At 64.3% G+C, this 20,797-nt stretch carries 23 protein-coding genes; 13 read left to right on the forward strand and 10 right to left on the reverse strand.

Translation table 11 applies throughout. The features are described 5' to 3' along the window. Window positions 1-51: 51 nt before the first annotated feature. Window positions 52-1,017, reverse strand: coding sequence for an HPr(Ser) kinase/phosphatase (gene hprK, locus H8S62_RS02995; RefSeq protein WP_256283628.1), 966 nt, complete (start codon window positions 1,015-1,017; stop codon window positions 52-54). Window positions 1,018-1,282: 265 nt separating this feature from the next. Here hprK and rpmB point away from each other — a divergent pair, with 265 nt between their 5' ends. From rpmB to H8S62_RS03020, 5 genes are all read left to right on the forward strand, one after another. Beyond that, window positions 1,283-1,471 (forward strand): 50S ribosomal protein L28, encoded by a 189-nt coding sequence (gene rpmB, locus H8S62_RS03000; protein WP_155149493.1) that lies wholly within the window; start codon window positions 1,283-1,285, stop codon window positions 1,469-1,471. Between the two features lie 180 nt (window positions 1,472-1,651). Next, complete coding sequence (locus H8S62_RS03005) at window positions 1,652-2,227, forward strand: YeeE/YedE thiosulfate transporter family protein (RefSeq protein WP_186918418.1); 576 nt, start codon at window positions 1,652-1,654, stop codon at window positions 2,225-2,227. A 1-nt stretch (window position 2,228) separates the two neighbouring features. Then, complete coding sequence (locus tag H8S62_RS03010; protein ID WP_186918419.1) at window positions 2,229-2,792, forward strand: DUF6691 family protein; 564 nt, start codon at window positions 2,229-2,231, stop codon at window positions 2,790-2,792. Window positions 2,793-3,716: 924 nt separating this feature from the next. Next, the gene (locus H8S62_RS03015; protein ID WP_155149486.1) at window positions 3,717-3,926 is read left to right on the forward strand and encodes a hypothetical protein; all 210 of its coding nucleotides are present in this window, start codon (window positions 3,717-3,719) and stop codon (window positions 3,924-3,926) included. Between the two features lie 134 nt (window positions 3,927-4,060). After that, window positions 4,061-4,534: a superoxide dismutase family protein gene (locus tag H8S62_RS03020; protein ID WP_155149484.1), complete on the forward strand. Its 474-nt coding sequence runs from the start codon at window positions 4,061-4,063 to the stop codon at window positions 4,532-4,534. 64 nt (window positions 4,535-4,598) lie between these two features. On the opposite strand, the gene H8S62_RS03025 is transcribed toward H8S62_RS03020, so the two are convergent. The 3 genes from H8S62_RS03025 to H8S62_RS03035 form a co-directional block, all read right to left on the reverse strand. Continuing rightward, the gene (locus H8S62_RS03025) at window positions 4,599-5,519 is read right to left on the reverse strand and encodes a DMT family transporter (protein ID WP_186918420.1); all 921 of its coding nucleotides are present in this window, start codon (window positions 5,517-5,519) and stop codon (window positions 4,599-4,601) included. A 27-nt stretch (window positions 5,520-5,546) separates the two neighbouring features. Beyond that, window positions 5,547-6,377 (reverse strand): helix-turn-helix domain-containing protein, encoded by an 831-nt coding sequence (locus H8S62_RS03030; RefSeq protein WP_155149480.1) that lies wholly within the window; start codon window positions 6,375-6,377, stop codon window positions 5,547-5,549. 90 nt (window positions 6,378-6,467) lie between these two features. Next, on the reverse strand, window positions 6,468-6,962 hold the full coding sequence (locus H8S62_RS03035) for a GNAT family N-acetyltransferase (protein ID WP_243255288.1): 495 nt from the start codon (window positions 6,960-6,962) through the stop codon (window positions 6,468-6,470). Between the two features lie 87 nt (window positions 6,963-7,049). Here H8S62_RS03035 and H8S62_RS03040 point away from each other — a divergent pair, with 87 nt between their 5' ends. The 4 genes from H8S62_RS03040 (at window position 7,050) to ppk1 (ending at window position 11,002) form a co-directional block, all read left to right on the forward strand. Beyond that, window positions 7,050-7,247 (forward strand): hypothetical protein, encoded by a 198-nt coding sequence (locus tag H8S62_RS03040; RefSeq protein WP_155149478.1) that lies wholly within the window; start codon window positions 7,050-7,052, stop codon window positions 7,245-7,247. Window positions 7,248-7,522: 275 nt separating this feature from the next. Continuing rightward, a complete protein-coding gene (locus H8S62_RS03045; protein WP_186918421.1) occupies window positions 7,523-7,744 on the forward strand; it encodes a DUF6774 domain-containing protein in 222 nt (73 codons plus the stop codon). An 85-nt stretch (window positions 7,745-7,829) separates the two neighbouring features. Further along, complete coding sequence (locus H8S62_RS03050) at window positions 7,830-8,765, forward strand: Ppx/GppA phosphatase family protein (RefSeq protein ID WP_186918422.1); 936 nt, start codon at window positions 7,830-7,832, stop codon at window positions 8,763-8,765. Between the two features lie 80 nt (window positions 8,766-8,845). Beyond that, entirely contained in the window at window positions 8,846-11,002 is a 2,157-nt protein-coding gene (gene ppk1 / locus H8S62_RS03055) for a polyphosphate kinase 1 (protein ID WP_186918423.1), read from the forward strand. 69 nt (window positions 11,003-11,071) lie between these two features. On the opposite strand, the gene H8S62_RS03060 is transcribed toward ppk1, so the two are convergent. From H8S62_RS03060 to H8S62_RS03085, 6 genes are all read right to left on the reverse strand, one after another. Beyond that, window positions 11,072-11,902 carry a TraX family protein gene (locus H8S62_RS03060; RefSeq protein WP_186918424.1) on the reverse strand — a complete coding sequence of 277 codons (831 nt, stop codon included), beginning with the start codon at window positions 11,900-11,902 and terminating at the stop codon, window positions 11,072-11,074. Window positions 11,903-12,249: 347 nt separating this feature from the next. After that, window positions 12,250-13,671 carry a flotillin family protein gene (locus tag H8S62_RS03065; protein ID WP_155149468.1) on the reverse strand — a complete coding sequence of 474 codons (1,422 nt, stop codon included), beginning with the start codon at window positions 13,669-13,671 and terminating at the stop codon, window positions 12,250-12,252. 98 nt (window positions 13,672-13,769) lie between these two features. After that, window positions 13,770-14,510, reverse strand: a complete 741-nt coding sequence (locus H8S62_RS03070) for a hypothetical protein (protein ID WP_186918425.1) — start codon at window positions 14,508-14,510, stop codon at window positions 13,770-13,772. A 109-nt stretch (window positions 14,511-14,619) separates the two neighbouring features. Next, entirely contained in the window at window positions 14,620-15,195 is a 576-nt protein-coding gene (locus tag H8S62_RS03075; protein ID WP_155149463.1) for a DUF1836 domain-containing protein, read from the reverse strand. A gap of 326 nt (window positions 15,196-15,521) precedes the next feature. Further along, a complete protein-coding gene (locus H8S62_RS03080) occupies window positions 15,522-17,630 on the reverse strand; it encodes an FAD-dependent oxidoreductase (protein WP_186918426.1) in 2,109 nt (702 codons plus the stop codon). A 299-nt stretch (window positions 17,631-17,929) separates the two neighbouring features. Continuing rightward, window positions 17,930-18,790, reverse strand: coding sequence for a patatin-like phospholipase family protein (locus H8S62_RS03085; protein ID WP_186918427.1), 861 nt, complete (start codon window positions 18,788-18,790; stop codon window positions 17,930-17,932). Window positions 18,791-18,987: 197 nt separating this feature from the next. Between H8S62_RS03085 and H8S62_RS03090 the strand changes: the two genes are divergently transcribed. The 4 genes from H8S62_RS03090 to H8S62_RS03105 are packed head-to-tail and all read left to right on the forward strand — an operon-like array spanning window position 18,988 to window position 20,797. Next, window positions 18,988-19,428, forward strand: a complete 441-nt coding sequence (locus tag H8S62_RS03090) for a MarR family winged helix-turn-helix transcriptional regulator (protein ID WP_186918428.1) — start codon at window positions 18,988-18,990, stop codon at window positions 19,426-19,428. Beyond that, on the forward strand, window positions 19,419-20,189 hold the full coding sequence (locus H8S62_RS03095) for a sulfite exporter TauE/SafE family protein (protein WP_155149456.1): 771 nt from the start codon (window positions 19,419-19,421) through the stop codon (window positions 20,187-20,189). The genes H8S62_RS03090 and H8S62_RS03095 overlap by 10 nt, the downstream gene beginning before the upstream one ends. A gap of 19 nt (window positions 20,190-20,208) precedes the next feature. Next, on the forward strand, window positions 20,209-20,514 hold the full coding sequence (locus H8S62_RS03100; RefSeq protein ID WP_155149454.1) for a hypothetical protein: 306 nt from the start codon (window positions 20,209-20,211) through the stop codon (window positions 20,512-20,514). Between the two features lie 4 nt (window positions 20,515-20,518). Next, the gene (locus H8S62_RS03105; protein WP_155149452.1) at window positions 20,519-20,797 is read left to right on the forward strand and encodes a GIY-YIG nuclease family protein; all 279 of its coding nucleotides are present in this window, start codon (window positions 20,519-20,521) and stop codon (window positions 20,795-20,797) included.

Below are 20,797 nucleotides of genomic sequence, written 5' to 3' on the forward strand. Positions count from 1 at the left end.
GTATGCCCGCACAGCGGGCATACGCCGCAAAAAACAGCGTGAAACGCCGATTTACAGATTCTCCTGGGCCTCCATCTGCTGGCTCATGGCCTGGTCAAAGTGCTCGTTGATCTGCTTGGTGAACTCCAGCGCGGCGTTGTAGCCCATCTTCTTGTGGCGGTTGTTCATGGCCGCCACCTCGATGATCACCGCCAGATTCCGCCCGGGCTTCACCGGCACGGTGAGAGCGGGCACCTGGACGTCCAGGATGGTGGAATAGAGGTTCTCCAGGCCCAGGCGGTCGTACATGGCGCCGTCCTTCCACTGCTCCAGATTGACCACCAGATCGATGCTGGAGGCCTCCTTGATGGCGGACATGCCGAACAGCCGCCGCACGTCGATGACGCCGATGCCCCGCAGCTCGATATAGTGGCGGATGAGCTCCGGCGCGGTGCCGATGAGCCGCTTGTCGCTGGCCCGCTTGATCTCCACCGCGTCGTCTGCGATGAGGCGGTGGCCCCGCTTCACCAGCTCAATGGCGGTCTCGCTCTTGCCCACGCCGGACTCGCCCAGCAGGAGGATGCCCTCGCCGTAGATCTCCACCAGCACGCCGTGGCGTGTGATGCGGGGGGACAGCTCGCTGCGCAGGTAGGCGATGAGCGCGCTCATAAAGGACGAGGTGGTCTCCTGGGTGCGCAGGATGGTGCGGTCGTACTTCTCCGCCATCTCCATGCACTCGGGGAAGGGCTCCATCTCCCGGGTGATCACCACGGCCGGGATATCCTGGGCCAAAAGGCTGTCGAAGCAGGCCCGGCGGGCCTCCGCCGTCAGTCCCGACAGATAGGTGGTCTCCACCTTGCCCAGCACCTGGATGCGGGTGGGGTCGAAGTAGTCGAAAAAGCCGATGAGCTGAAGGCCGGGGCGGTTCACGTCCTCCGTTCGGATGGCGCGGCGCTCGTAGCCCCTGCCGCCCCGCAGCACCTCCAGATTGAACTCCTGGATTAGTTTCTCCAGCGAAACGCTGTATAAGCTCTCCACAGGCATTCCCTCCCTGTTGTCATTAGTCCCCTTCAGTATACACGCTCCGGCCTCCATTTACAATAAAAACCGTACCGCGCAGGCCCGGCCGGCCCCAATGCCGCCCCGTCCGCCGTCCCCCGCCAATCGGCCGCCCGCCCCCCATGCAGCGCACAAAAATCTTCTGTCGCGTTTTGAAAAAAATACTTGCTTTTTCTTTCTATTTCTGCTATCATATCACTCGATGCTTTGTAAGCAAACCTGACGAGCGAGGAGGTTCAAGCGAATGGCCAAATGTGAATTTTGCGATAAGGGCGTCGTATTCGGCATCCAGGTTTCCCACTCTCACCGCCGCTCTAATCGTCCCTGGAAGCCCAATGTGAAGCGCGTCAAGGCTATCGTGGACGGCGCGCCCAAGCACGTCCATGTGTGCACCAGATGCCTCCGTTCGGGTAAGGTCACCCGCGCCGTGTGATTGATAACGAACGCAAATAAACCCCCAGAGCCGCGAAGGCTCTGGGGGTTTATTGTTTTTTCACCGCGCCTTCATCCCCCAATGAGTTTCAGGGGCAGATTCACCGAATACCGGAGAGGCTTTCAGGCTACAATATTCCTTTATAAAGCAGCTTTTACAGCGCAAAAAGGAGACCGACTTATGAAACACCAGGTTTGGCTAATCCGGGCCCTCGCTTTGGGCGCCGTCTTTTTCCTTGCCGTTTTGCTGGCGAAGCCCATCGGCGTATCCACCCAGTTTTCCGTGCTCTCCGGCATTCTCCACAGCGCCGTGGACGAGACGGTTATCACGGAAAACCCCGAGCGCGGGACCGGGTATGAGAGCACAAACGCCTATTATGACAGGGGCGGCGGCAAGCTGGCGCAAGCCATCGCGAACCCTTGGAATTACGAGTTTGTATTTGTGTTGGCAATTCCGGTCGGCGCCTATGCCGCGTATGCGGCGAACGATAAGAAGCGCCGCAGTCAGATGAGCGACGCCGGGCAGCTTCCGGGAGCACCACGCCAGAGCTTCTTGCGCCGGTACCTGCCGGCCTTTCTGGGCGGCTTCATTATCCTGTACGGGGCAAGGATGGCGGACGGCTGCACCAGCGGCCACATGATGAGCGGGATGATGCAGGGAAGCGTCAGCGGTTATTTCTTCGCCGCCGCGGCTTTTGCCACGGCGATCCCCTCGGCGCTCATCGCCCGCCGGACGGCAATCAGGGGAGGGAAATAGAATGGATATCGTTCTTGCGATTATTTCCGGACTTCTCTTTGGATATGCACTCTACCTGGTCGGCGCGACCTCCCCCAAAAAGATTGTCTCAATGCTGAGGCTGGAGGATTTGACGCTGATGAAGACCATCGTTTTGGCCATTGGGTTTGCCAGCATTCTGCTGTCCCTCTTCAGTATGCCGGGACTCTTGAATATCGGGCACCTGAGCGTAAAAACGATGAACCTCGGCGTAATAACCGGAGGGCTGCTGTTCGGAATCGGATTTGGCACGGTCGGAACTTGTCCCGGCACCTGCGTGGCGGCCACCTCCAGCGGCGGCGCCCGAAAAGCCGTCAGCGCCGTGCTGGGCGGGCTTTTGGGCGCCTGGGCGTTTTCCATGACCTACGGGTGGTGGAGCAGCGTCGGACTGTTCTCCGTAATGGATTGGGGAAAGCTGACCCTCTTCCATATTTCAGATAAATTCCCGTCCGTCTTTTCTCTCGGTTACGCCGGACTGCTGATTGTCGGCATCCTGTTTGTCATTTCAGCGCTGATTCTGCCGGGCGGACGCGGAGATCCCTCGTGATAGCCGCAGGGCCGGGATGATAAATCCCGGCCCTGCGGCATACTTGGGAGGTTATCAGCGGTGTGGGCGGCCTGCCCGAAGCGTCAGAGGCTGAGGCCGCAAAGCAAAAAGCGGCGGCCCAATCCGGGGGCATCCGGGGCGGCAGACAAATCCTGTTTCGCTCCCCCTCGAATCGGCATATCATGTGTTATACCGATTAGGAGGTGCCAATATGATCATGCAGGCCATCGTCATCGAGGTTCAGTTGGGGCGTCTGCTCGTGCTGGATCTGGATACACGGCAACAGGTCATTGTAAATACATCAGAGTTTCGCCGTTTTCGTACCGGCGACCTCGTGAATATCTGGTATAACGGTGTTATGACAAAAAGCATTCCCCCGCAGATTACCGCTCTGGGGATTATTGCGGTGCAGGGCGAGATGCCCCCTCTGTTTCCCCCGGGCGTCGCGCCCTGTCCGCCGAACGTGTGTCCGCCGGTGGTCAGGCCGCCTATCATCGTCCCGCCCATTTTCCCGCCGTTCTTCCCGCCCATCGTCCGCCCGCCGGTAGGTCCCCGTCCACCGGTGGGTCCCCGTCCCCCGGCGGGCCCACGTCCACCGGTCGGCCCACGTCCCCCGGCGGGCCCACGTCCACCGGTCGGCCCACGTCCCCCGGCGGGCCCACGCCCCAGATAGTCCGGCCATGCCGCCCCCGACCCGGGGAGGCTTTTTATCCTTTGCCGCAAAAACAGCGCGCAGCGTCCATGTTTATCCCTCCCGCTCCCGGCCGGATATCATAATTCCCGACGGACAAACTCCCCGGGAGGTGCGTCGCGCCCCGGCGGATTGCCGGGCAGCTTTTTTTCCACACCGGGCGGTATTTTGACACCTCCATCATGCTTTCGACATAGTATGCCATGTATGAATGATGGATGGAGGTGTCTTTTATGAATACGACAATGTGTGCAACCGTCTGCAGGGTTCGCAGCGGTTCGCTGCTCGTCTGCGACCACTGCACAAACCAATTTGTAGTCGTCCATACAAACCGCGCCCGCTGTTTCTGCCCCGGCAGCCACGTCTGTATACACTACAACGGCGTGATGGCCCAGAGTATGCCGCCTCAAATCAACGCCGACTGCATCGAGTGCTGCCGCTGACGCTTTCCGCCTGCCCGCCCGGGCAGGCGTTACATCTCCCGCCCCTTTCCTCCTCCCCCTCTTCTTGCGCCGGACGCCGCCCCCTCACGGCCCCTTCCCCCGCCGCATAGGATGGGCCGAAGGAGGCGAATCCCATGTCCGATCATCCCGGCCGTATTCCCCGCGTGCTGCTGGAGGGCCAGCCCGCGGCCCGCGCCCTCGTCAAGGGGGACGGCTCCCACCCCGAGCTGCGGGGCGAGGTCCTCTTCTACCCCTATCAGGAGGGCAGCCTGCTGCTGGTCCGGGCGGCGGGCTTCCCCGCCGACGGCTTCTACGGCTTCCATATCCACGAGCTGGGGGACTGCTGCACCGGCGGCGACATCCCCTTCTACTGCGCCGGCGGGCACTATAACCCCCAGGGCCGGGAGCACCCGGACCACGCCGGGGACCTCCCGGTCCTCCTCGCCAGCGGCGGGCGGGCCTATACCATCCTCTACACCGGCCGCTTCCGCCCCTGGGAGGTGCTGGACCGCTCGGTGGTCTTCCACGACCACCCGGACGACTACCGCTCCCAGCCCGCCGGAGACAGCGGCGGACGCATCGCCTGCGGCCCCATCGAGGCGGTCTGATCCCTCTTCCACGGCACAAAAAACGGGCCGGCCTCCAAAGTCAGGAGGCCGGCCCGTCCGCTTTTTATTCGGCGCTCTCCGGCGCGGGGCGGGGCTGCTCCGCGTGGGGCCTGTACTGGGACAGGAACAGCCCCGCCAGGGTGAGGGCGGTCCCCGCCACCGCCGCGGCGGTAACGGGCTCGTGGAGGACGACGGCGGAGGTAATGACCGTGATGACGGGCACCAGGAAGATGTAGACGCTGGTCTTCACCGCCCCCAGCCGCCCCACCGCCGCGTTCCAGGTGACGAAGCACAGCGCGGAGGCGCCCAGGCCCAGATAGAGCAGGTTTGCCAGGTTCACGCCCTGGGCCAGGGCCGCGAAGTCGGGCCGGAAGCCCAGCAGCGGCAGGGCGGGCAGCATGAAAACAAGCCCGTAGAGGAAAATCCGGCGGGTGGACTGGACGGTGGAGTACCCGAAGCCCCCGATCCGCCGGGTGAGCAGGGAGTACAGCGACCAGACCAGGGCCGCCAGCAGGGCCAGCAGGTCCCCGACGGGGTTGAGCTCCAGCGCCGCACTCCCGCCCCAGGTGATGAGGGCCACGCCCCCCAGGGCGGCGGCCAGCCCGGCGAAGAAGGTGGGCCGCAGCTTCTCCCCCTCGGGCATCAGCCGGGAAATCAGGGCCGTGAAGAGGGGCGACACCGCCACGATGACCCCCACGTTGGAGGCCAGGGTGTAGGTGAGGGCGATGTTCTCCAGCAGGAAGTAGAGCGTCACGCCGCAAAGCCCGGCGGCGGCGAAGGTCAGCTCCTGCCGCCGGTCGGTCAGCTTCAGCCGGCGGGGGCACATCAGCGCCAGGGCCAGAAAGCCCAGCACAAAGCGCAGGAACAGTATCTCCACCGGCGCGAAGGCGCGCAGCAGCACCTTGGTGGAGATGAAGGTGGTCCCCCACACCAGGATGGAGAACAGGGCGGCGCCGTGGCCGGCCAGGGTCTCTTTTTCGGGCATCTCGTCACATCCTAAAATTGTCGTCGCTTACGCCCTGGGCGGGCAGCCTGTAAAACACGACTGATACTGCCGGGGGGTGAGCCCGATCAGGTTCTTGAAAAAATTGGTGAAGTGGCTCTGGTCGGAGAAGCCGGTCCGAAGCGCCACGTCCACCGGCCGCACCCCCTGCTCCAGAAGGCCCTTGGCCCGGTCCACCCGGACGGTCTCCAGATAGCGGTAGGGGGAAATCCCCTTCTGCCGGGTAAAGGAGCGCAGCAGATAGCATTTGGAGAGTCCCGCCACCCGGGCCAGCGCGTCCAGTGAAATGGTCTCGCCGTAGTGCTCCTCCAGGTAGGCGCACACCGCCCGCACCTCGGGGCGGTCCCCCGTGTCCGGCTCGGGCGGAAAGCCGCCGCCGTTTTCCTCCAGGAGCTGTTCCACGAGCAGGAGGAAGCGCTCCTCCTTGCAGAACTCCCGCTCCTCCCCCGCCACCATCTCATAGACCTCCCGGACCAGTCCGGCCAGCTCGCTCCGGTAGAAGACACACTTGGAAAAGACGGGCAGGTAGGCCCGTCCGGTGATATTCTCCGTCACCCGCTCCATCACCGGCTCGGTCACGTTGACGCAGCGCCAGTCCAGCGGGTAGGCCCCCACCTGCTCGCAGGCGTGGGGCTGGCGGGGGTTGAAGATCACCAGGTCCCCCGGCTGGATGAGGTACTGCTGCCCGCCGCAGATGGCGAAGCGCTGGCCGCTCTCGATGACGCCGATGACATAGTGCTCATGAAAATGGGTGGGGAACTTCTGTACCACGCCCTTGAAATAGTACGCCTCGACCCCCAGCTCCGGGTCGTAGTAGATCCGCCGCTCCTCTTTTTCCATGCCGCCCCCTCCTTCCATTGGTATTTTTGCCATTCTATCATACCCCCGCGCCGCGTTCTTGCAGAATATTGCCCTGTGCCGCTCCGGAGATCACTCCCCCTCCGCCAGCCCGGCCAGGGACTCACCCGCGACGCGGTAGACGGTCCAATCGTCCATGGGCACGGCGCCCAGGGCGCGGTAGAACTCAATGCTGGGCGTGTTCCAGTCCAGGCACGACCACTCCAGCCGTCCGCAGCCCCGCTCCGCCGCAATGGCGGCCAGGCGGCGCAGAAACGCCCTCCCAAAGCCCCGGCCCCGGTATTCCGGGCGCACGTAGAGGTCCTCCAAATAGACCCCCGCCCTGCCCTGGAAGGTCGAAAAATTATGAAAAAACAGCGCGAAGCCGACGGCCTCGCCGTCCACCTCGCCGATCAGCGCCTCAGCGGCGCCCTTTTCAAACATCCACTCCCGCAGCAGCTCCTCCGTCGCCACCACCTGCCCGGCCATCTTCTCATACTCCGCCAGCTCCCGGATAAAGGCCAGCACCGCCGCCAGGTCGGTCTGCACGGCGGGACGGATTGTCATTTTGCTCTCGTTTGCATTCATCTGACAGATTTCCCCTTTTCATGGTTTCAATAAAGTATACCACAAGTGGAATACTAGAAGCATCTCTTTCTGAAAGGAGTTTTTACCATGAATTCGCTTAACCCCATCGCGGACCTGCCCATGGGCCTGGGTATGGCGCTGGCGCAGAACGTGGACGCCATGGAGCAGTTCGCCTCCCTCTCCCCCGACGAGCAGCGCCAGATCATCGACCAGACCCACACCATCAACTCCAAGAGCGAGATGCAGTCCTTTGTCCAGCACCTGACCAACCAGTACGACCTGTAGAGGGAATCCCCCTGTCTTTTTGGCAGGGGGATTCCCTCTACAGGTCAAAAGAAGCCTTCGGGGCTTCTTTTGACGGCAGACCGCATGACGGACGGTGCTCGATTTCTTGGGAAACAGTCGCCCCATGCGCTGTGAGAAGTGTCATTTCTCACAGCGCGCTGTCCGTCATCCCGTCCGGCCTCAACAGCCACCCGCGTTTCGGGACGCGGCGGCGGGAAAGGGCACCTTTCTCCCCCCTTTCCCGTAGAATGGGCAGAGAGGGGGTGGCGGAGCCTATGGCTGCATGCGGCAGCGGACCGTCGGGGGAGTTTTTGCTTATCGTGGCCACCATCGTCTCCATTCAGCTCGGCCAGGGCAGGAGCGCGGAGGAGCTGGGACTCCTCGCCGCCTTTTTCACGGTGCTGGGGGACAATCTGGCCCTGCTGGCCGTCACCCGGACCGCGCCGGAGGGCGGCGGCGCCTGCGCCGCGGGGGACGGCACGGACGCGCAGACGTAAAGGTCTCGTAAAATAGATTGATAACCGGACGGGAAGCGTATAAAATAAAGAGGAACATTTACGACGGAAGAAAGCGGGCGAGGCAATGAAATGCGGCGTTGTGGACGTGGGGTCCAACACCATCAGGCTGTCCATCTACCGGTGCGAGGGCGGGCGCATCAAGCTCCTCCTGAACAAAAAGGAGATGGCCGGGCTGGCCGGATACATCAGGGACGGGGTTCTCTCGGACGGCGGCATTCTTGTGGCCTGCCGGGTGCTGTCCGGCTTCCGCGCCCTGCTGGACAATTTCGATATCAGAGAGCTCTACGTCTTCGGCACCGCTTCTCTGCGCAACATCGTCAACACCGAGGAGGCGCTGGAGACCATCCGGGAGGTCACCGGCCTGACGGTGGAGGTGCTCACCGGCGCGGAGGAGGCCCGGCTCTCCTTTCTGGGCGCGGCGACGGGCGGCGGGGCCAGCGCCGGACTGCTGGCCGACATCGGCGGCGGCTCCACGGAGCTGGTGGCCTACAGGGACGGGGCGGTCGTCTCCGGGTGCAGCCTGCCCATGGGCTCCCTCTCCCTCTACTCCAGATACGTGGAGGGGCTGTTCCCCACCCAGGAGGAGACCAGGCGCATCCGCTCGTTCGCGGCCGAGGAGCTGGAGAAGGCCAGGACCCCGGGCGGCACCTGCAGGCATCTGGTGGGCGTGGGCGGCACCATCCGGGCCGCCGCCAAGCTCTGCAACGACATCGCCGGGGCCGACCCGGACAACCGCCTCATCCCGGCGGCGGAGCTTCGGGACCTCTATAAGGGGCTGAAAAAGGGGGACAAGAACACGCTGCGGCAGATCCTCCGCTCCGCCCCCGACCGGGTGCACACCATACTGCCCGGGCTTATCATCCTCAACACCGTGCTCAAGGCCTATGAGGTGGAGACGGTGAGCGTCAGCTCCTGCGGGGTGCGGGAGGGATACCTGCTGGACAGGGTCGTCGGGCGGCAGAAGGACGCCGGCGGCGGCGGCGCGGGCACAGACGCATAGAGGCGGGCGGGGCTTTGTGAACCGCCCCCGGGAGTGACGGAGGGGCGGCAAGGAGACCGCCCCCTATGGAGGTGGGCCGAATGCCCGGACAGAAAAGCATCGACACGAGATACACCCAGGAGCGGGAGCTCTCCTGGCTGCGGTTTAACGAGCGGGTCATGGACGAGGCCTGGGACGAGAGCGTCCCTCTCTTCGAGCGGCTCAAGTTCGCCGCCATCTTTACCAGCAATCTGGACGAGTTCTTCATGATCCGCGTGGGGTCCATCTACGACATGACCCTCATCAAGCAGACCCATGTGGATTCCAAGAGCGGCATGACCCCGGCGGAACAGCTCAGGGCCATCTTCAAGGCGGTGGCCCCCCTCTACAAGCAGCGGGATAAGCTCTTCTCCCAGCTGGAGGCCCGGCTGCGCTCCTGCAACATCTGCAGTCTGTCCATCGGCGAGCTGGATACGAAGGAGCGCAAGCAGGTGGAGCGGCATTTCCGGGACTACATTCTGCCCGTCCTCTCCCCCCAGGTGGTGGACGCCCACCACCCCTTCCCCCACCTGCCGTCCAAATCCCTGAACATCGCCCTGGCCCTGCGCCGGGACGGGCAGAACTATTTCGGGCTGGTGCCCGTGCCCAAGGCCCTCTCCCCTTTCCTCACCCTGGAGGAGAGGGGCGTGCGGTATGTGATGACCGAGCAGATCGTCCTGCACTACGCCGACGCCCTCTTCGAGTCCTACGAGGTGCTGGGCAAATGCGTCGTCTCAGTCACCCGGAACGCCGACATCAGTCCGGAGGACGAGGACTGCGAGGTGGGCGACGACTTCCGCCAGCACATGAAGAAGGTGCTTAGAAAGCGATCCCGCCTGGCTCCGGTGCGGCTGGAGGTCCAGGGCGAGGCCCCGGAGTCGCTGACGGAGTACCTCCGCGTCCGGCTGGCGCTGACGGGCGAGCAGGTTTTCAGGACCAGGGCCCCCATCTCCATGGGGTACGTCTACGCCCTGGAGGGCAGGCTCCCGGCGGAGAGCGCCGCCGCCCTCTGTTACCCGCCCTATACCCCCCGCTGGCCCGCCGGGCTGGTACGGGGGGAGAAGATCATCCCCCAGGTGCTGCGGCGGGATCTGCTGCTCTACTACCCGTTCCACTCCATGGACCCCTTCCTCCAGATGGTGCGGGAGGCGGCAAACGACCCTGACGTGCTGTCCATCAAGATTACCATCTACCGGCTGGCCTCCAAGGCCAAGCTCATCGAGTACCTGGCCGCCGCCGCCGAAAACGGCAAGGACGTGACGGTGCTCATGGAGCTGCGGGCGCGGTTTGACGAGCAGAACAACATCGCCTGGGCCGAGCGGCTGGAGGACGCGGGGTGCACGGTGCTCTACGGGTTCGAGGGGGTCAAGGTCCACTCGAAAATCTGCCTCATCACCCGGCGCGAGCGCACCCACATCCAGTACATCACCCAGATCGGCACGGGCAACTATAACGAGAAGACGGCGAAGCTGTACACCGATTTCTGTCTCGTCACCGCCAACCCGGCCATCGGGGTGGACGCAGCCACCTTCTTTCAGAATATGTCCACCTCCAACCTGGACGGCGAGTACCGCCAGCTCCTGGTGGCCCCTCACAGCCTCAAGCCCAGGCTCACGGCCCTCATCGACGGCGAGATTGAGAAGGCCCGCCAGGGCAGGGACGCGGGCATCTTCATGAAGGTGAACTCGGTCACCGACCGGGCGCTCATCGACAAGCTGGCCGAGGCCAGCCAGGCGGGGGTGGACGTGACGCTCAACGTACGGGGCATCTGCTGCCTGCGGCCCGGGGTGCCGGGGCTCACCGACCGCATCCGGGTCTTCTCCGTGGTGGGGCGCTTTCTGGAGCACCCCAGGGTGTATGTCTTCGGCCGCGGGAAGGACGCAAAGGTCTACATCGGCTCCGCCGACCTGATGACCCGGAACACCGAGCGGCGGGTGGAGTTGGCCTGCCCCGTGCTGGACGAGGGCGTACGGCGGCAGATAGGCCACTATATGGAGCTGCTCACCGGGGACAACGTTAAGGCCAGGGTCATGGGGAGCGACGGGTGCTGCTTCCCTATCCCCCGGAAGGGGGACGCGCCCCTGGACGCCCAGCAGGCCATGATGGAGGAGGCCGTACGGGAGGAGCCCGGGGCCGCCGTCCCTGCCGGCCCGCCCCAGAGCGCCGGCAGGGGGTTTTCCTTTGCAGAGGTTCTGGCAAGGCTGCGGAGAAAGAAATAGGCTGAAAAGAGGCCGCTGCATTCCGATGCAGCGGCCTCTTTTCAGCCTATGGACCCCATGGGCCGACGCTCAAAGCGCCAGGGCGTTATAAAGCAGGACAGACCCGCCGAAGAGGAGGTAGACATGGGCGGGATAGAAGGCGTAGAAAAAGGCCTTCATGCTTCTGCCCCGGCGGCCGTTGTAGAGGAGGAAAAAGACCCCGGCGAAGGCGGCCATCCACTCGTAGAAATCGGTGAAGAGGAGCATCCACGCGCCGCCCGCCATGGCCCAGACGGCGTACACGTTCCACCCCACATAGACCACGGCCAGGGCGGCGGCCTGGAGGCCCCGGCGGTTTTTCAGCAGATACATCAAAATGCCGCTGATGAGGAAGGGAATCCCGCCCTCGGTGAGGAAGGGCAGGGGGAACACGGTGCACTCCGCCAGGAAGGCCCAGCCCATCACCGTGGGCGGCAGGGGCACCCGGGTGAGCACGGCAAAGAGCGCGAAGGGCACGGCCAGGGCCAGGACGCCGGGAATCCACTTTCTGTCCCGCAGCCAGTCCATGCCCTGCCAGAGGACGATGAGCACCGCAAAGGTGGCGAAGATATTGTTCTGGGGGATAAAGCCGTCGGCCCGGCCAAAGCCGAAAACGGCCATGAAATAGTTTACCGCGCCCATCACGGCGCCGATGGCCCAGCAGCGCAGAAAGTACTTCCTCTTGCTGCGGGTATGGGTATACCCCTCAATCACGATGAAGAGGAAGATGGGGGCGGAGAGCCGCCCCAGCATGCTGAAAAAGGTGGGGATAACGCCGGTGAAGTCAAAGAAATAGTGGATATGGTCCAGGACCATCAGGACCAGTGCGATGACCTTGAGCTGGAAGCCGGTCAGACCGAATCTGGATTGGGCGAGCTGCATGATAATTCCTCCCTTGCTTGTTGCAGCAAGTATAGCAAGGGGGTATAAAGAAAGATTAAAGCAGGAGATAAAAAGAGGTAAAGCGCGCCCGGGCAGCTTGTCAGGGAAGCCCCAGGGGGCTTCCCTGACAAAAGGCCGCATGACGGCTGGGGCCCGATTTTTAGGAAAAAGTCGCCCCAGCCGTCATGAGAAGCGTCATTTCCGAGGCCCATGTCCCCAGGAATGACGAATTTTAAATTGACTGCGTCGTCCGCGGACGGCGCGGCTCCGCAAGGCTTGCTCTGCGGAGATTTTTGACAGTCCGGGGCGCGCCGCCGGAGGGTTCCGGCGGCGCGCCTCTCCGCGGGTCAGGTCTCGGGCTTCTCCTCAGGCGCGGGGGCGGGGGCCGCGGCCGCGGGCGCCTCGTCCTTCTTCTCGCCCAGGAACTTGGGCAGGTTCATGCCCGCCATGTCGAACATCTCGCTCATGGGGGGGATGGACTTCATCAGGCCGGAGATATATCCGGCGGTGCCGGTCTTGCCGTCCTGGCTCTGGCCGCCGTCCCAGACGGTGACCTTGTCGATCTTCACGTTCTTGATGGCGTCCACCTGGATGCGCATGAGGGTCTCCATCTTGTCGGCCAGCAGGAGGCGGACGGCCTCGTCGGCGTCGCCGCCGGCGGCGGCCACGATCTCCCGGAGGCCTTCGGCCTGCTTGAGCAGAATGGCCTGGGCGCCCGCGGCCTCGGCCTCCATCTTGGCGCGGATGGCGTCGGCCTCGCCCTGGGCCTTGCGGCGGATCTGCTCGGCCTCGGCCTCGGCCTCCAGCTCCTTGCGGCGCTTGTCGATCTCGGTCTTGACGATAATGTCGGCCTCGGCGGTGGCCTTCTCACGGGCGGCACGGGCGGCCTCCGCCTTCTGCTCGGCGGCGTACGCCTCCTCCAGGGCCTGGGCGGCGGCGATCTTCTCGGCGGCGGTGGCGATGCGGGTGGCCTCGGCCTCCTTCTCACGGCGCTGGGCGTTGCTCATGGCGACCTCCACCTTGGAGGAGTTCTCGCCCTGGATGGCGGTGGCGTCGGCCTGGGCCACCTGGACGCGCTGGTCACGGTGGGCCTGGGCCTCGCCGATGGAGCCGTCGCGGTCGCGCTCGGCCACGTTCTTCTTCGCGTCGTTGATAGCCTTGGCGGCGGCCTCCTTGCCCAGGGCGTCGATGTAGCCGGACTCGTCGGAGATGTCGGTGACGTTCACGTTAATGAGGCGCAGGCCGATCTTCTTCAGCTCGCCCTCCACGTTGCGGGAGACGGCCTCCAGGAACTTGTCGCGGTCGGTGTTGATCTCCTCGATGTCCATGGTGGCGATCACGAGGCGCAGCTGGCCGAAGATGATGTCCTTCGCCAGCTCCTGGATCTCCTGCAGCCGCAGGCCCAGAAGCCGCTCGGCGGCGTTTTGCATGATGCCGGGCTCGGTGGACACGCCGACGGTGAAGCGGCTGGGCACGTTGATGCGGATGTTCTGGCGGGACAGGGCGCTCTCCAGGTCCACGGAGATGGACATGGGAGTCAGGTCCAGGAACTCATAGGCCTGGATGACGGGCCAGATGAAGGACGCGCCGCCGTGGATGCATCTGGCGGATTTGCTGGAGCCGTCCTTGTTGCTGCCCACCTTACCGTAGATCACCATGACCTTGTCCGAGGGGCATTTCTTATAGCGCTTGATCAAAAACAGCAGCAGAGAAAATAGGATTACGGCTGCGACGCAGATTAAAATCAGGGTGATAATGTTGTTAGGCATCGTGTTCCTCTCTTTCTTAATAACAGTGGGTGAAGGCTGCGGCGGGACGGTCCCGCCGCGCTATACGCTGCGGGCGGCTGGGGCGGAACCGTTCTGCGTCACGGCTCCCCGGCGACGGACTCCACCACCAGGGTATCGCCGCCGGTGACGCCGGTGACCAGCACGTCCGCGCCGGTGGGGATGGGACGCTCCTCGTCGGTGACGGCCTCGAACTCCCGCAGCTGCTCCTGCACCAGAACGTTCACCTTGCCCGGGCCCATGCGCCCGGCGGGGACGGTGAGATAGACGCTGCCGGTCCGCCCCAGGGCGTTGCGGATGTCCAGAGTGCCGTCCGACTGGAGGCGCAGGGCCTCCCGCAGGATGACGGCCACGCTTACCATGCCGATGACGCCGATCTGAACGGCCAGGAACAGCGCGATCAGCGGATGCATGCCCAGGGTGCAGAACAGCAGGCCGCTCCAGCCGAAGAGGGTGAAGAAGGTGACGAAGCCGCGGACGGTGAAGACGTTGAGGCCGGAGAAAAGTCCGGGCCCGTGGGCCTCGCCGCCGTCGGGCGCGTCCGCGTGGAGCTCCAGATGGTCGGGCACGCCGTCCCCGTCCAGGTCCAGGGATAGGCCGTCGGGCACGCCGTCCCCGTCCAGGTCCAGGGATAGGTCGTCGGGGACGCCGTCCCCGTCCAGGTCGGCGCCCTCCGCCCCGTCCGGGCCGTCGGCATCGTGGCCGCCGCCCAGCCCGATGAGCAGGAGCACCGTCTGGATGAGCAGGATGAGCGTCGCGGGAACTGCGACGTAGAGCAGCACACGCTCCAGCGCTGTCAGGGATTCCAGCCAGATGAGCATCGGCGCTCCCCTCCTTTCATATGGTTCATGGGGTATCCGCTCCTCTCCGGTGAGACGCTTCTGAAGAGATACCGTTTGACGCTTCTAGTTTGTGACAGATTCTTCCGATTTATTTTAAAACAGCCGGGGCGTCCAGCTCCGCCAGCAGGCTCTCGGCCTCCTGCCTGTAGCGGGCGGCCATCAGCGCGGTGAGAATGACCGCCATGCTCCGGCTCACCCTGGTCCGGGCGCCCGGGCAGGGCTCGCCGTAGCCGTCCAGCGCATCGCTGCACCACTGCTCCAGCTCCGCCGTGTCCGGCATGGCCTCCCCCTCCAGCCGTCCGACCAGGCGGACAATGCAGGTATAGAGGTAGGAGTCGTCGATGAGGTCGTCGGACTCGTCCGAGAGGCTGCCGTTGAAGTAGGACAGCAGCTTGCAGATCTTATCCAGCTGGAGCGCATCCTTGAGCATATTGATGATGAGGATGCGGCAGAACTGTCTGCGGCTGTATTTTTTGTGCTGGGGCGGGGAGAGAAACCCGCGCTTCACCCAGTTCTGGATGGTGTGGGTCTCCAGTCCGGTGAGCTGCACCACCTGGGACAGGGTCAGCCCCCCTGTGAGGAACAGCGGTGAGAGCAGCGCGTCAGCCGCGTCGGGCCGGCTGAGCTCGGTCTCCACCGTGGTTCCGGGCAGGTATTGCTTCATATCATCCCTCCTATCGGCTTTGACGTCAGGGCGACGAGGCATTCAAAGTCGGCGGTCCGCCTCTTGTTTGTCGCCCCCCTTAAGGTAATTAGAGTATATCATACAGTCATTTGACTGTCAATAGAGTTTGATAAACTTTTGCCAATATTTTTTGGATACGGAAACAGATATCAGGATGGAGGCGGAATGGGGCGGCTTTTCCCAAGAAACCGGGCTCCATCCGTCATACAGCCTGCTGTCAAAGAAGCCCCGCGGGGCTTTCTTGGCAAGCTGAACGCCCGCCCGGCGCAAATGCGCCGGGCGGGCGTTGGGTGCTCGTTTTGGATTTATTCGCCGGTCACGGCGTTCTGGGCGGCCACACGGCCGTAGTAGACGGCGGAGCCGATGGCCATGCCGCAGCAGGGGTACTCGGCGTCGAAGAGGCCGGTGAAGGCCACCTCGCCCGCGGCGTACAGGCCGGGGATGGGCTGGTCGTTGGTATCCAGCACGTGGGCGCCGGTGTCGATCTCCAGGCCGCCGAAGGTGACGGAGGAGCCGGGGGTCATGCGGAAGGCGTAGTAGGTGTCGCCCTCCACGGGGATCATATACTCGGCGGGCTTGCCGAAGTCGTCGTCGCTGCCCTTGGCGCACAGCTCATTGTAGCGGTCCACGGTGGCCTTGAGGGCGGCGCCGTCCATGCCGATCTGGGCGGCCAGCTCCTCGATGGTGGCGGCGTGGGGCACGGACTCAATCTGAATGCCGCCGGCCAGGGTGGGATAGGGCTCCACGCACTTGCCGTCCTTGGAGGCGGTGATGTAGTAGCCGCAGGTGCTGTCCGCGTCGGCCAGGGCCTGGGCCACATGGGACTGGTAGGTCCACTCGTCCACCACGCGGTCGCCGTCCTCGGAGACGATGAGGCCGGACTCCTCGTTGATGCCGCAGTAGCAGTCGTAGCTGACGTAGACCAGCTGGAGGCCGGGGGCGTCGAAGTTCTTGGCGCCCACCGCCACGGCCATGTTCAGGCCGTCGCCCACATTGGTCATGGGCACGCCGGAGTAGACGTTGGTGGGCAGGAAGTCGTTGTACTTGGCCAGCATCTCCTCGTTGTGGGCATAGCCACCGGTGGCGAGGATGACGGCGGGGGCGTTGACGGTAATCTTGCTGCCGTCGGCCTTCTCGGCCTTCACGCCGACCACGGCGCCGGCGGCGTCGGTGATAAGCTCGGTGGCGGGGCAGTTATAGAGGATCTGGCCGCCGGCGTCCTCATAGGTCTTGGTGAGGGGCACGCAGAACTGGCCGCCGTGGCCGCTGGTCTGGCCGCCGCCGCCCTTGACGTTGTGGACGCGCCAGGGGGTCAGGGAGGAGTGGATGGGCTCCACGTCCTGGATCTGGACGCCCCGGTCCACCAGCCACTGGATGTTCTCGGCGGAGGCGTCGCAGAAGGTGCGGACCAGGTCCTCGTTCATAATGCCGTCCCGGTCGTAGCTCATGAGGAAGTCGTACATCATGTCGGGGGTGTCGGTGAAGTTCTGGGCCTCCTGGGTCGAGGTGCCCGCGCCCAGAATCTTGCCGCCGCTGCGGGTGGTGGAGCCGCCGGTGACGCCGGTCTTCTCCAGCACTAGGACGTTGGCCCCCGCCTCCCTGGCGGTGACGGCGGCAGACAGGCCGGCCGCGCCGGCGCCCACGACGACCACGTCCACGTCGAAGGTCTCGTCGGCGGGGGCGCTCTTCTCCACCACGGCGCTCTTCAGGGCCTCGGCGTCGCCGCCGGCCTTGGTGACGCACTCAGCCACGGCCTGCTTGATGGCGTTGCTGGTGACGGTGGCGCTGGTGACGCTGTCCACCGCCAGGGACTGAGCCTCCACGATAGCGGGGCCCATGGTCTCCACGGGGGAGGTCTTCAGGCCGTAGCCCAGGCCGTAGGTCTCCGTGTGGTCCTTCACCTGCACGTCGGTGATGGAGGCGTCGTCAAAGGTGACGGCCACGGTCATCTCGCCGTTGTGGCCCTTGACGGAGGCCTCGTAGGTGCCTGCCTGGTAGCCGGCGGCCTCGGGGGCCTCCTTCCCCATGGCCTCGTCCAGGCACTTCTGGACGGCGGCCTTGATGGCGTTGCAGGTGAGGGTGGCGCCGCTCTCCGTGTCCACCTCGGTGGACTGGGCGTCCAGGATCTTGGTCTTCATGGGGTCGGCGGCCACGCCGCCGATGCTCTCGGTCTCCACGGACGCGTCGATCTGGATGTCGGTGATGGCGGTGCCGCTGACGGTGACCTCCACCTTCACGGGGCCGTTCATGCCCAGGGACTCGGCGGTATAGGTACCGGCCTTGTAGACCGCCTCGGCAGCGGGGGTCTGGCTGGGCGTCTCGGACGGCTTCGTGTCGTCGCCGCCGCAGGCTGCCAGGGAGAGTACCATAGCCCCGGCCAGCGCAAGGGACAGGAGCTTCTTTGTGTGCTTCATTGCGCACCTCCGTTAGTTTTGTCAACATCGTCAAAATGTTAACATTATGTTAAAATTGTAACAGAATAGCGTTAAAAGTCAAGATTACGTTTTTACAGTTCATCCAAAAATTAGTTGGTTTTCCAGTTGAACCGTATGGGAGGGAGACGGGCGCGGATCGGCGTATCCGGGATACGTCCCCCCCTTGGGGACATCCCGGCCCGCCAGTCCGCGCCCGTGTCTTTTTCCAGTTAAATTTTCTCTTTTCCGCCCCATGGGCGGTCCCGCAGTGACCTTTGCCGCCGCGCCGGCGGCAAAGGTCACTCCTGCCCGCTGAAAAACCGGCGGATTTCGTCCAGGCGGGCCACCGTCTGGTCGTACCCGTCCTGGTAGAGCGCCTTTATCTTCTCCACGTCCCGCTCGGTGCGGGAGAAGCCCTTGGTGTTTTTGGGGGAGATCAGCATGACCCGCCCCTCCCGCTCCAGCTGGAACAGCCGGGCGCGGCAGGCGTTGTAGGTGTCCGCCCGGCGGCGCATGGTGTCGCAGAAATTGGGGTACTTCCTGTACCAGCGCTCCAGCAGGGGCTGGAGCTTCTCCGGCTCCCGCCAGTACCCCCGCTCCCGGGTCTCAATCACCAGCACTCTGTCGCAGCCCCTGGCGAAGGCCCGCTCATAGGGGATGGCGTCGGCCGCGCCGCCGTCCATATAGGGCTTGTTGTTGATGCGGTAGACGGGGAACAGAAAGGGCAGCGCGCAGGTGGCCTGGAGGAGGACGAAATTGTCGTCGTACCGGGGCACGGGGAGATATTCCGCCGCGCCGGTATCCAGGTTGGTCACCACCGCCTCCACCTCCCCGGGGTAGGCGGCGAAGGCGTCGTAATCAAAGGGGATGAGCTGGTTGGGGATGGTGTCGTATGTAAATTCCAGCCCGAAATAGCAGTGGTGGTTGCCGGGCTTGGCCATGTTGCGCGGACCCATATAGCGCTTGTCGTTGGCGAAGCGGGTCAGAATCTCCAGGTTGCGCCCGCTCTGCCCGGAGAGGTAGCTCACGCCGTAGGCGATGCCCGCGGACACGCCGATGCAGTAGTCGGGCAGAATACCGCCCGCCAGCAGGCCGTCGCACGCGCCGCTGGAGAAGATGGTGCGGAAGGCGCCGCCCTCCAGAACCAATCCTGTTTTCATAGGTCATCACTTCCTTGGCCTTTATTATAGCCTTTTTGACTGGAAATGTAAATTGAAGTTTGGCGGCGGCGGCGAGGGCGGGCCCGCCGGGCGCGGGGATGGAGGGGGCGGCCGCGCACCGCTTGACAATTTTGCGCGGAGGGCTATAATAGTTCTCAATTCAATCGTTCTATTTTCAACCATTCGGAGGTGCGCCCATGCCGCAGCCCATCGACTTCATGCGGATGATCCAGCAGATCCGGCGGCGCTACGCCGAGAGCCTCCGGCCGCTGGAGCGGCGCTGGATGCTGACCGGGAACGAGATCGACGTGCTCCTCTTCCTCGCCAACAACCCCGGGTACGACACGGCCCGGGACGCCGTGGAGATGCGGGGGCTGAGCAAGTCCCACGTGTGCAAGTCGGTGGACGCCCTCACCAGGAGGGGCTGGCTGGCGGGCGAGCAGGACAAGAGGGACCGGCGGTGCGTCCACCTGCGCCTACTCCCCCCCGCCGTCCAGGCGGTGGAGGAGTGCCGCCTCGCCCAGCGGGCGTTTCTCGGCACGCTCTACGGCGGCGTCACCGACGATGAGCTGGAGACCATGGAGCGGGTGCTGCACAAGCTGGAACACAATATAAAGGGTGGTTCATCATGGCGCTGAGTATGATCGTCTATATCATCGCGGGCCTGGGGGCCGGCATCGGCACGGGGCTGGCGGGCCTTTCCGCCGCCGCGGTCATCTCCCCCATGCTCATTACCTTCCTGGGATTCGACGCCTACGAGGCGGTGGGCATCGCCCTGGCCTCCGACGTGCTGGCCTCGGCCATCTCGGCCTATACCTACGGCAGAAACAAGAATCTGGATGTGAAAAACGGCCTCATCATGCTGTGCACGGTGCTGGTCTTCACCCTCTTCGGCTCCTGGGCCGCGTCCCTGGTGCCCAACACCATGATGGGCGGCTTCTCGGTGGTGATGACCTTCCTGCTGGGCGTGAAGTTCATCGCCCGGCCCGTCATGACCACCAAGGAGGTCCAGGCCGGAAAGAGCCCCAGGACCAAGCTCGTCCAGTCCCTGGCGTGCGGCACGGTCATCGGCTTTATCTGCGGCTTCATCGGCGCGGGGGGCGGCATGATGATGCTCCTCATCCTCACCAGCGTGCTGGGCTACGAGCTGAAGACCGCCGTGGGCACCAGCGTGTTCATCATGGCCTTCACCGCGTTCACCGGGGCGGCCTCCCACATGGTCATCGGCGGCTTCCCTGACCCGCTGGCCCTGGCGGTGTGCGTCATCGCCACCCTGGCGGGGGCGCGGGGCTCCGCCCTCTTCGCCAATAAGGCCGACCCCAAGACCCTCAACCGCATCACCGGCGCGGTGCTGGCCGTGCTGGGCCTGGCGATGATGGCCGTGAAATTCTTCGGATAGAGAAACAGGAGGCGGGCATATGGCCGATTTGGAAAAAGCCTTTACCCAGGAGCTGCTGGACAAGTGCGCGCAGGCAGAACGGGCGTGCGGGTACAACCCCGCCCGCCTCGTGCAGGCGCTCACGAAATACGGCGGGGTGCGCGCCGCAAGGGAGCTGCTCCGCAGGAACGGCGCTTCGGACGGATTCGCCAGGCTGCAGGCGTGCGGCCGCCTGGACTTGACGCTGGAGGCCACGGTGGCGGACCGGAAATACGCGGCGCTCTTCACCGACGATGAGGTCAACGCCTGCTTCGCACTGCTGTGCGAGTATGGCTTTTTCGGGTGAGGGTATGGTATACTGGGTCTACATCCTCCGCTGCGGCGACGGCAGCCTCTACACCGGCATCGCCCATGACGTGGAGCGCCGCCTGGCGGCCCACGCCGGCGGCAGGGGCGCCAAGTACACCCGGGGCCGGGGGCCGCTGGCGGTGGTCTACCGGGAGGCCTGCCCCGACAAGTCCGCCGCCCTGCGGCGGGAGCTGGCCATCAAGGCCATGACCCGGGCGGAGAAGCTCCGGCTCATCGAAGCCGGGGCCCCTGATGAAACCACAAGAGAACGGGACGGTTAA

This window comes from Lawsonibacter faecis, assembly GCF_014287675.1.
In the GTDB taxonomy this organism is placed as follows: domain Bacteria; phylum Bacillota; class Clostridia; order Oscillospirales; family Oscillospiraceae; genus Pseudoflavonifractor; species Pseudoflavonifractor faecis.

Coding starts and splice junctions, on each gene's coding strand:
- H8S62_RS03070 (WP_186918425.1), bottom strand. CDS start 14,510: ATGCTCATCTGGCTGGAATCCCTGACAGCGCTGGAGCGTGTGCTGCTC.
- H8S62_RS03045 (WP_186918421.1), top strand. CDS start 7,523: ATGGCTGCATGCGGCAGCGGACCGTCGGGGGAGTTTTTGCTTATCGTG.
- H8S62_RS03030 (WP_155149480.1), bottom strand. CDS start 6,377: ATGGAAAAAGAGGAGCGGCGGATCTACTACGACCCGGAGCTGGGGGTC.
- H8S62_RS03020 (WP_155149484.1), top strand. CDS start 4,061: ATGTCCGATCATCCCGGCCGTATTCCCCGCGTGCTGCTGGAGGGCCAG.
- H8S62_RS03075 (WP_155149463.1), bottom strand. CDS start 15,195: ATGAAGCAATACCTGCCCGGAACCACGGTGGAGACCGAGCTCAGCCGG.
- H8S62_RS03060 (WP_186918424.1), bottom strand. CDS start 11,902: ATGCAGCTCGCCCAATCCAGATTCGGTCTGACCGGCTTCCAGCTCAAG.
- H8S62_RS03005 (WP_186918418.1), top strand. CDS start 1,652: ATGAAACACCAGGTTTGGCTAATCCGGGCCCTCGCTTTGGGCGCCGTC.
- H8S62_RS03015 (WP_155149486.1), top strand. CDS start 3,717: ATGAATACGACAATGTGTGCAACCGTCTGCAGGGTTCGCAGCGGTTCG.
- H8S62_RS03085 (WP_186918427.1), bottom strand. CDS start 18,790: ATGAAAACAGGATTGGTTCTGGAGGGCGGCGCCTTCCGCACCATCTTC.
- H8S62_RS03105 (WP_155149452.1), top strand. CDS start 20,519: ATGGTATACTGGGTCTACATCCTCCGCTGCGGCGACGGCAGCCTCTAC.
- H8S62_RS03025 (WP_186918420.1), bottom strand. CDS start 5,519: ATGCCCGAAAAAGAGACCCTGGCCGGCCACGGCGCCGCCCTGTTCTCC.
- H8S62_RS03090 (WP_186918428.1), top strand. CDS start 18,988: ATGCCGCAGCCCATCGACTTCATGCGGATGATCCAGCAGATCCGGCGG.
- ppk1 (WP_186918423.1), top strand. CDS start 8,846: ATGCCCGGACAGAAAAGCATCGACACGAGATACACCCAGGAGCGGGAG.
- H8S62_RS03065 (WP_155149468.1), bottom strand. CDS start 13,671: ATGCCTAACAACATTATCACCCTGATTTTAATCTGCGTCGCAGCCGTA.
- H8S62_RS03100 (WP_155149454.1), top strand. CDS start 20,209: ATGGCCGATTTGGAAAAAGCCTTTACCCAGGAGCTGCTGGACAAGTGC.
- H8S62_RS03050 (WP_186918422.1), top strand. CDS start 7,830: ATGAAATGCGGCGTTGTGGACGTGGGGTCCAACACCATCAGGCTGTCC.
- H8S62_RS03035 (WP_243255288.1), bottom strand. CDS start 6,962: ATGAATGCAAACGAGAGCAAAATGACAATCCGTCCCGCCGTGCAGACC.
- H8S62_RS03010 (WP_186918419.1), top strand. CDS start 2,229: ATGGATATCGTTCTTGCGATTATTTCCGGACTTCTCTTTGGATATGCA.
- H8S62_RS03095 (WP_155149456.1), top strand. CDS start 19,419: ATGGCGCTGAGTATGATCGTCTATATCATCGCGGGCCTGGGGGCCGGC.
- H8S62_RS03080 (WP_186918426.1), bottom strand. CDS start 17,630: ATGAAGCACACAAAGAAGCTCCTGTCCCTTGCGCTGGCCGGGGCTATG.
- H8S62_RS03040 (WP_155149478.1), top strand. CDS start 7,050: ATGAATTCGCTTAACCCCATCGCGGACCTGCCCATGGGCCTGGGTATG.
- rpmB (WP_155149493.1), top strand. CDS start 1,283: ATGGCCAAATGTGAATTTTGCGATAAGGGCGTCGTATTCGGCATCCAG.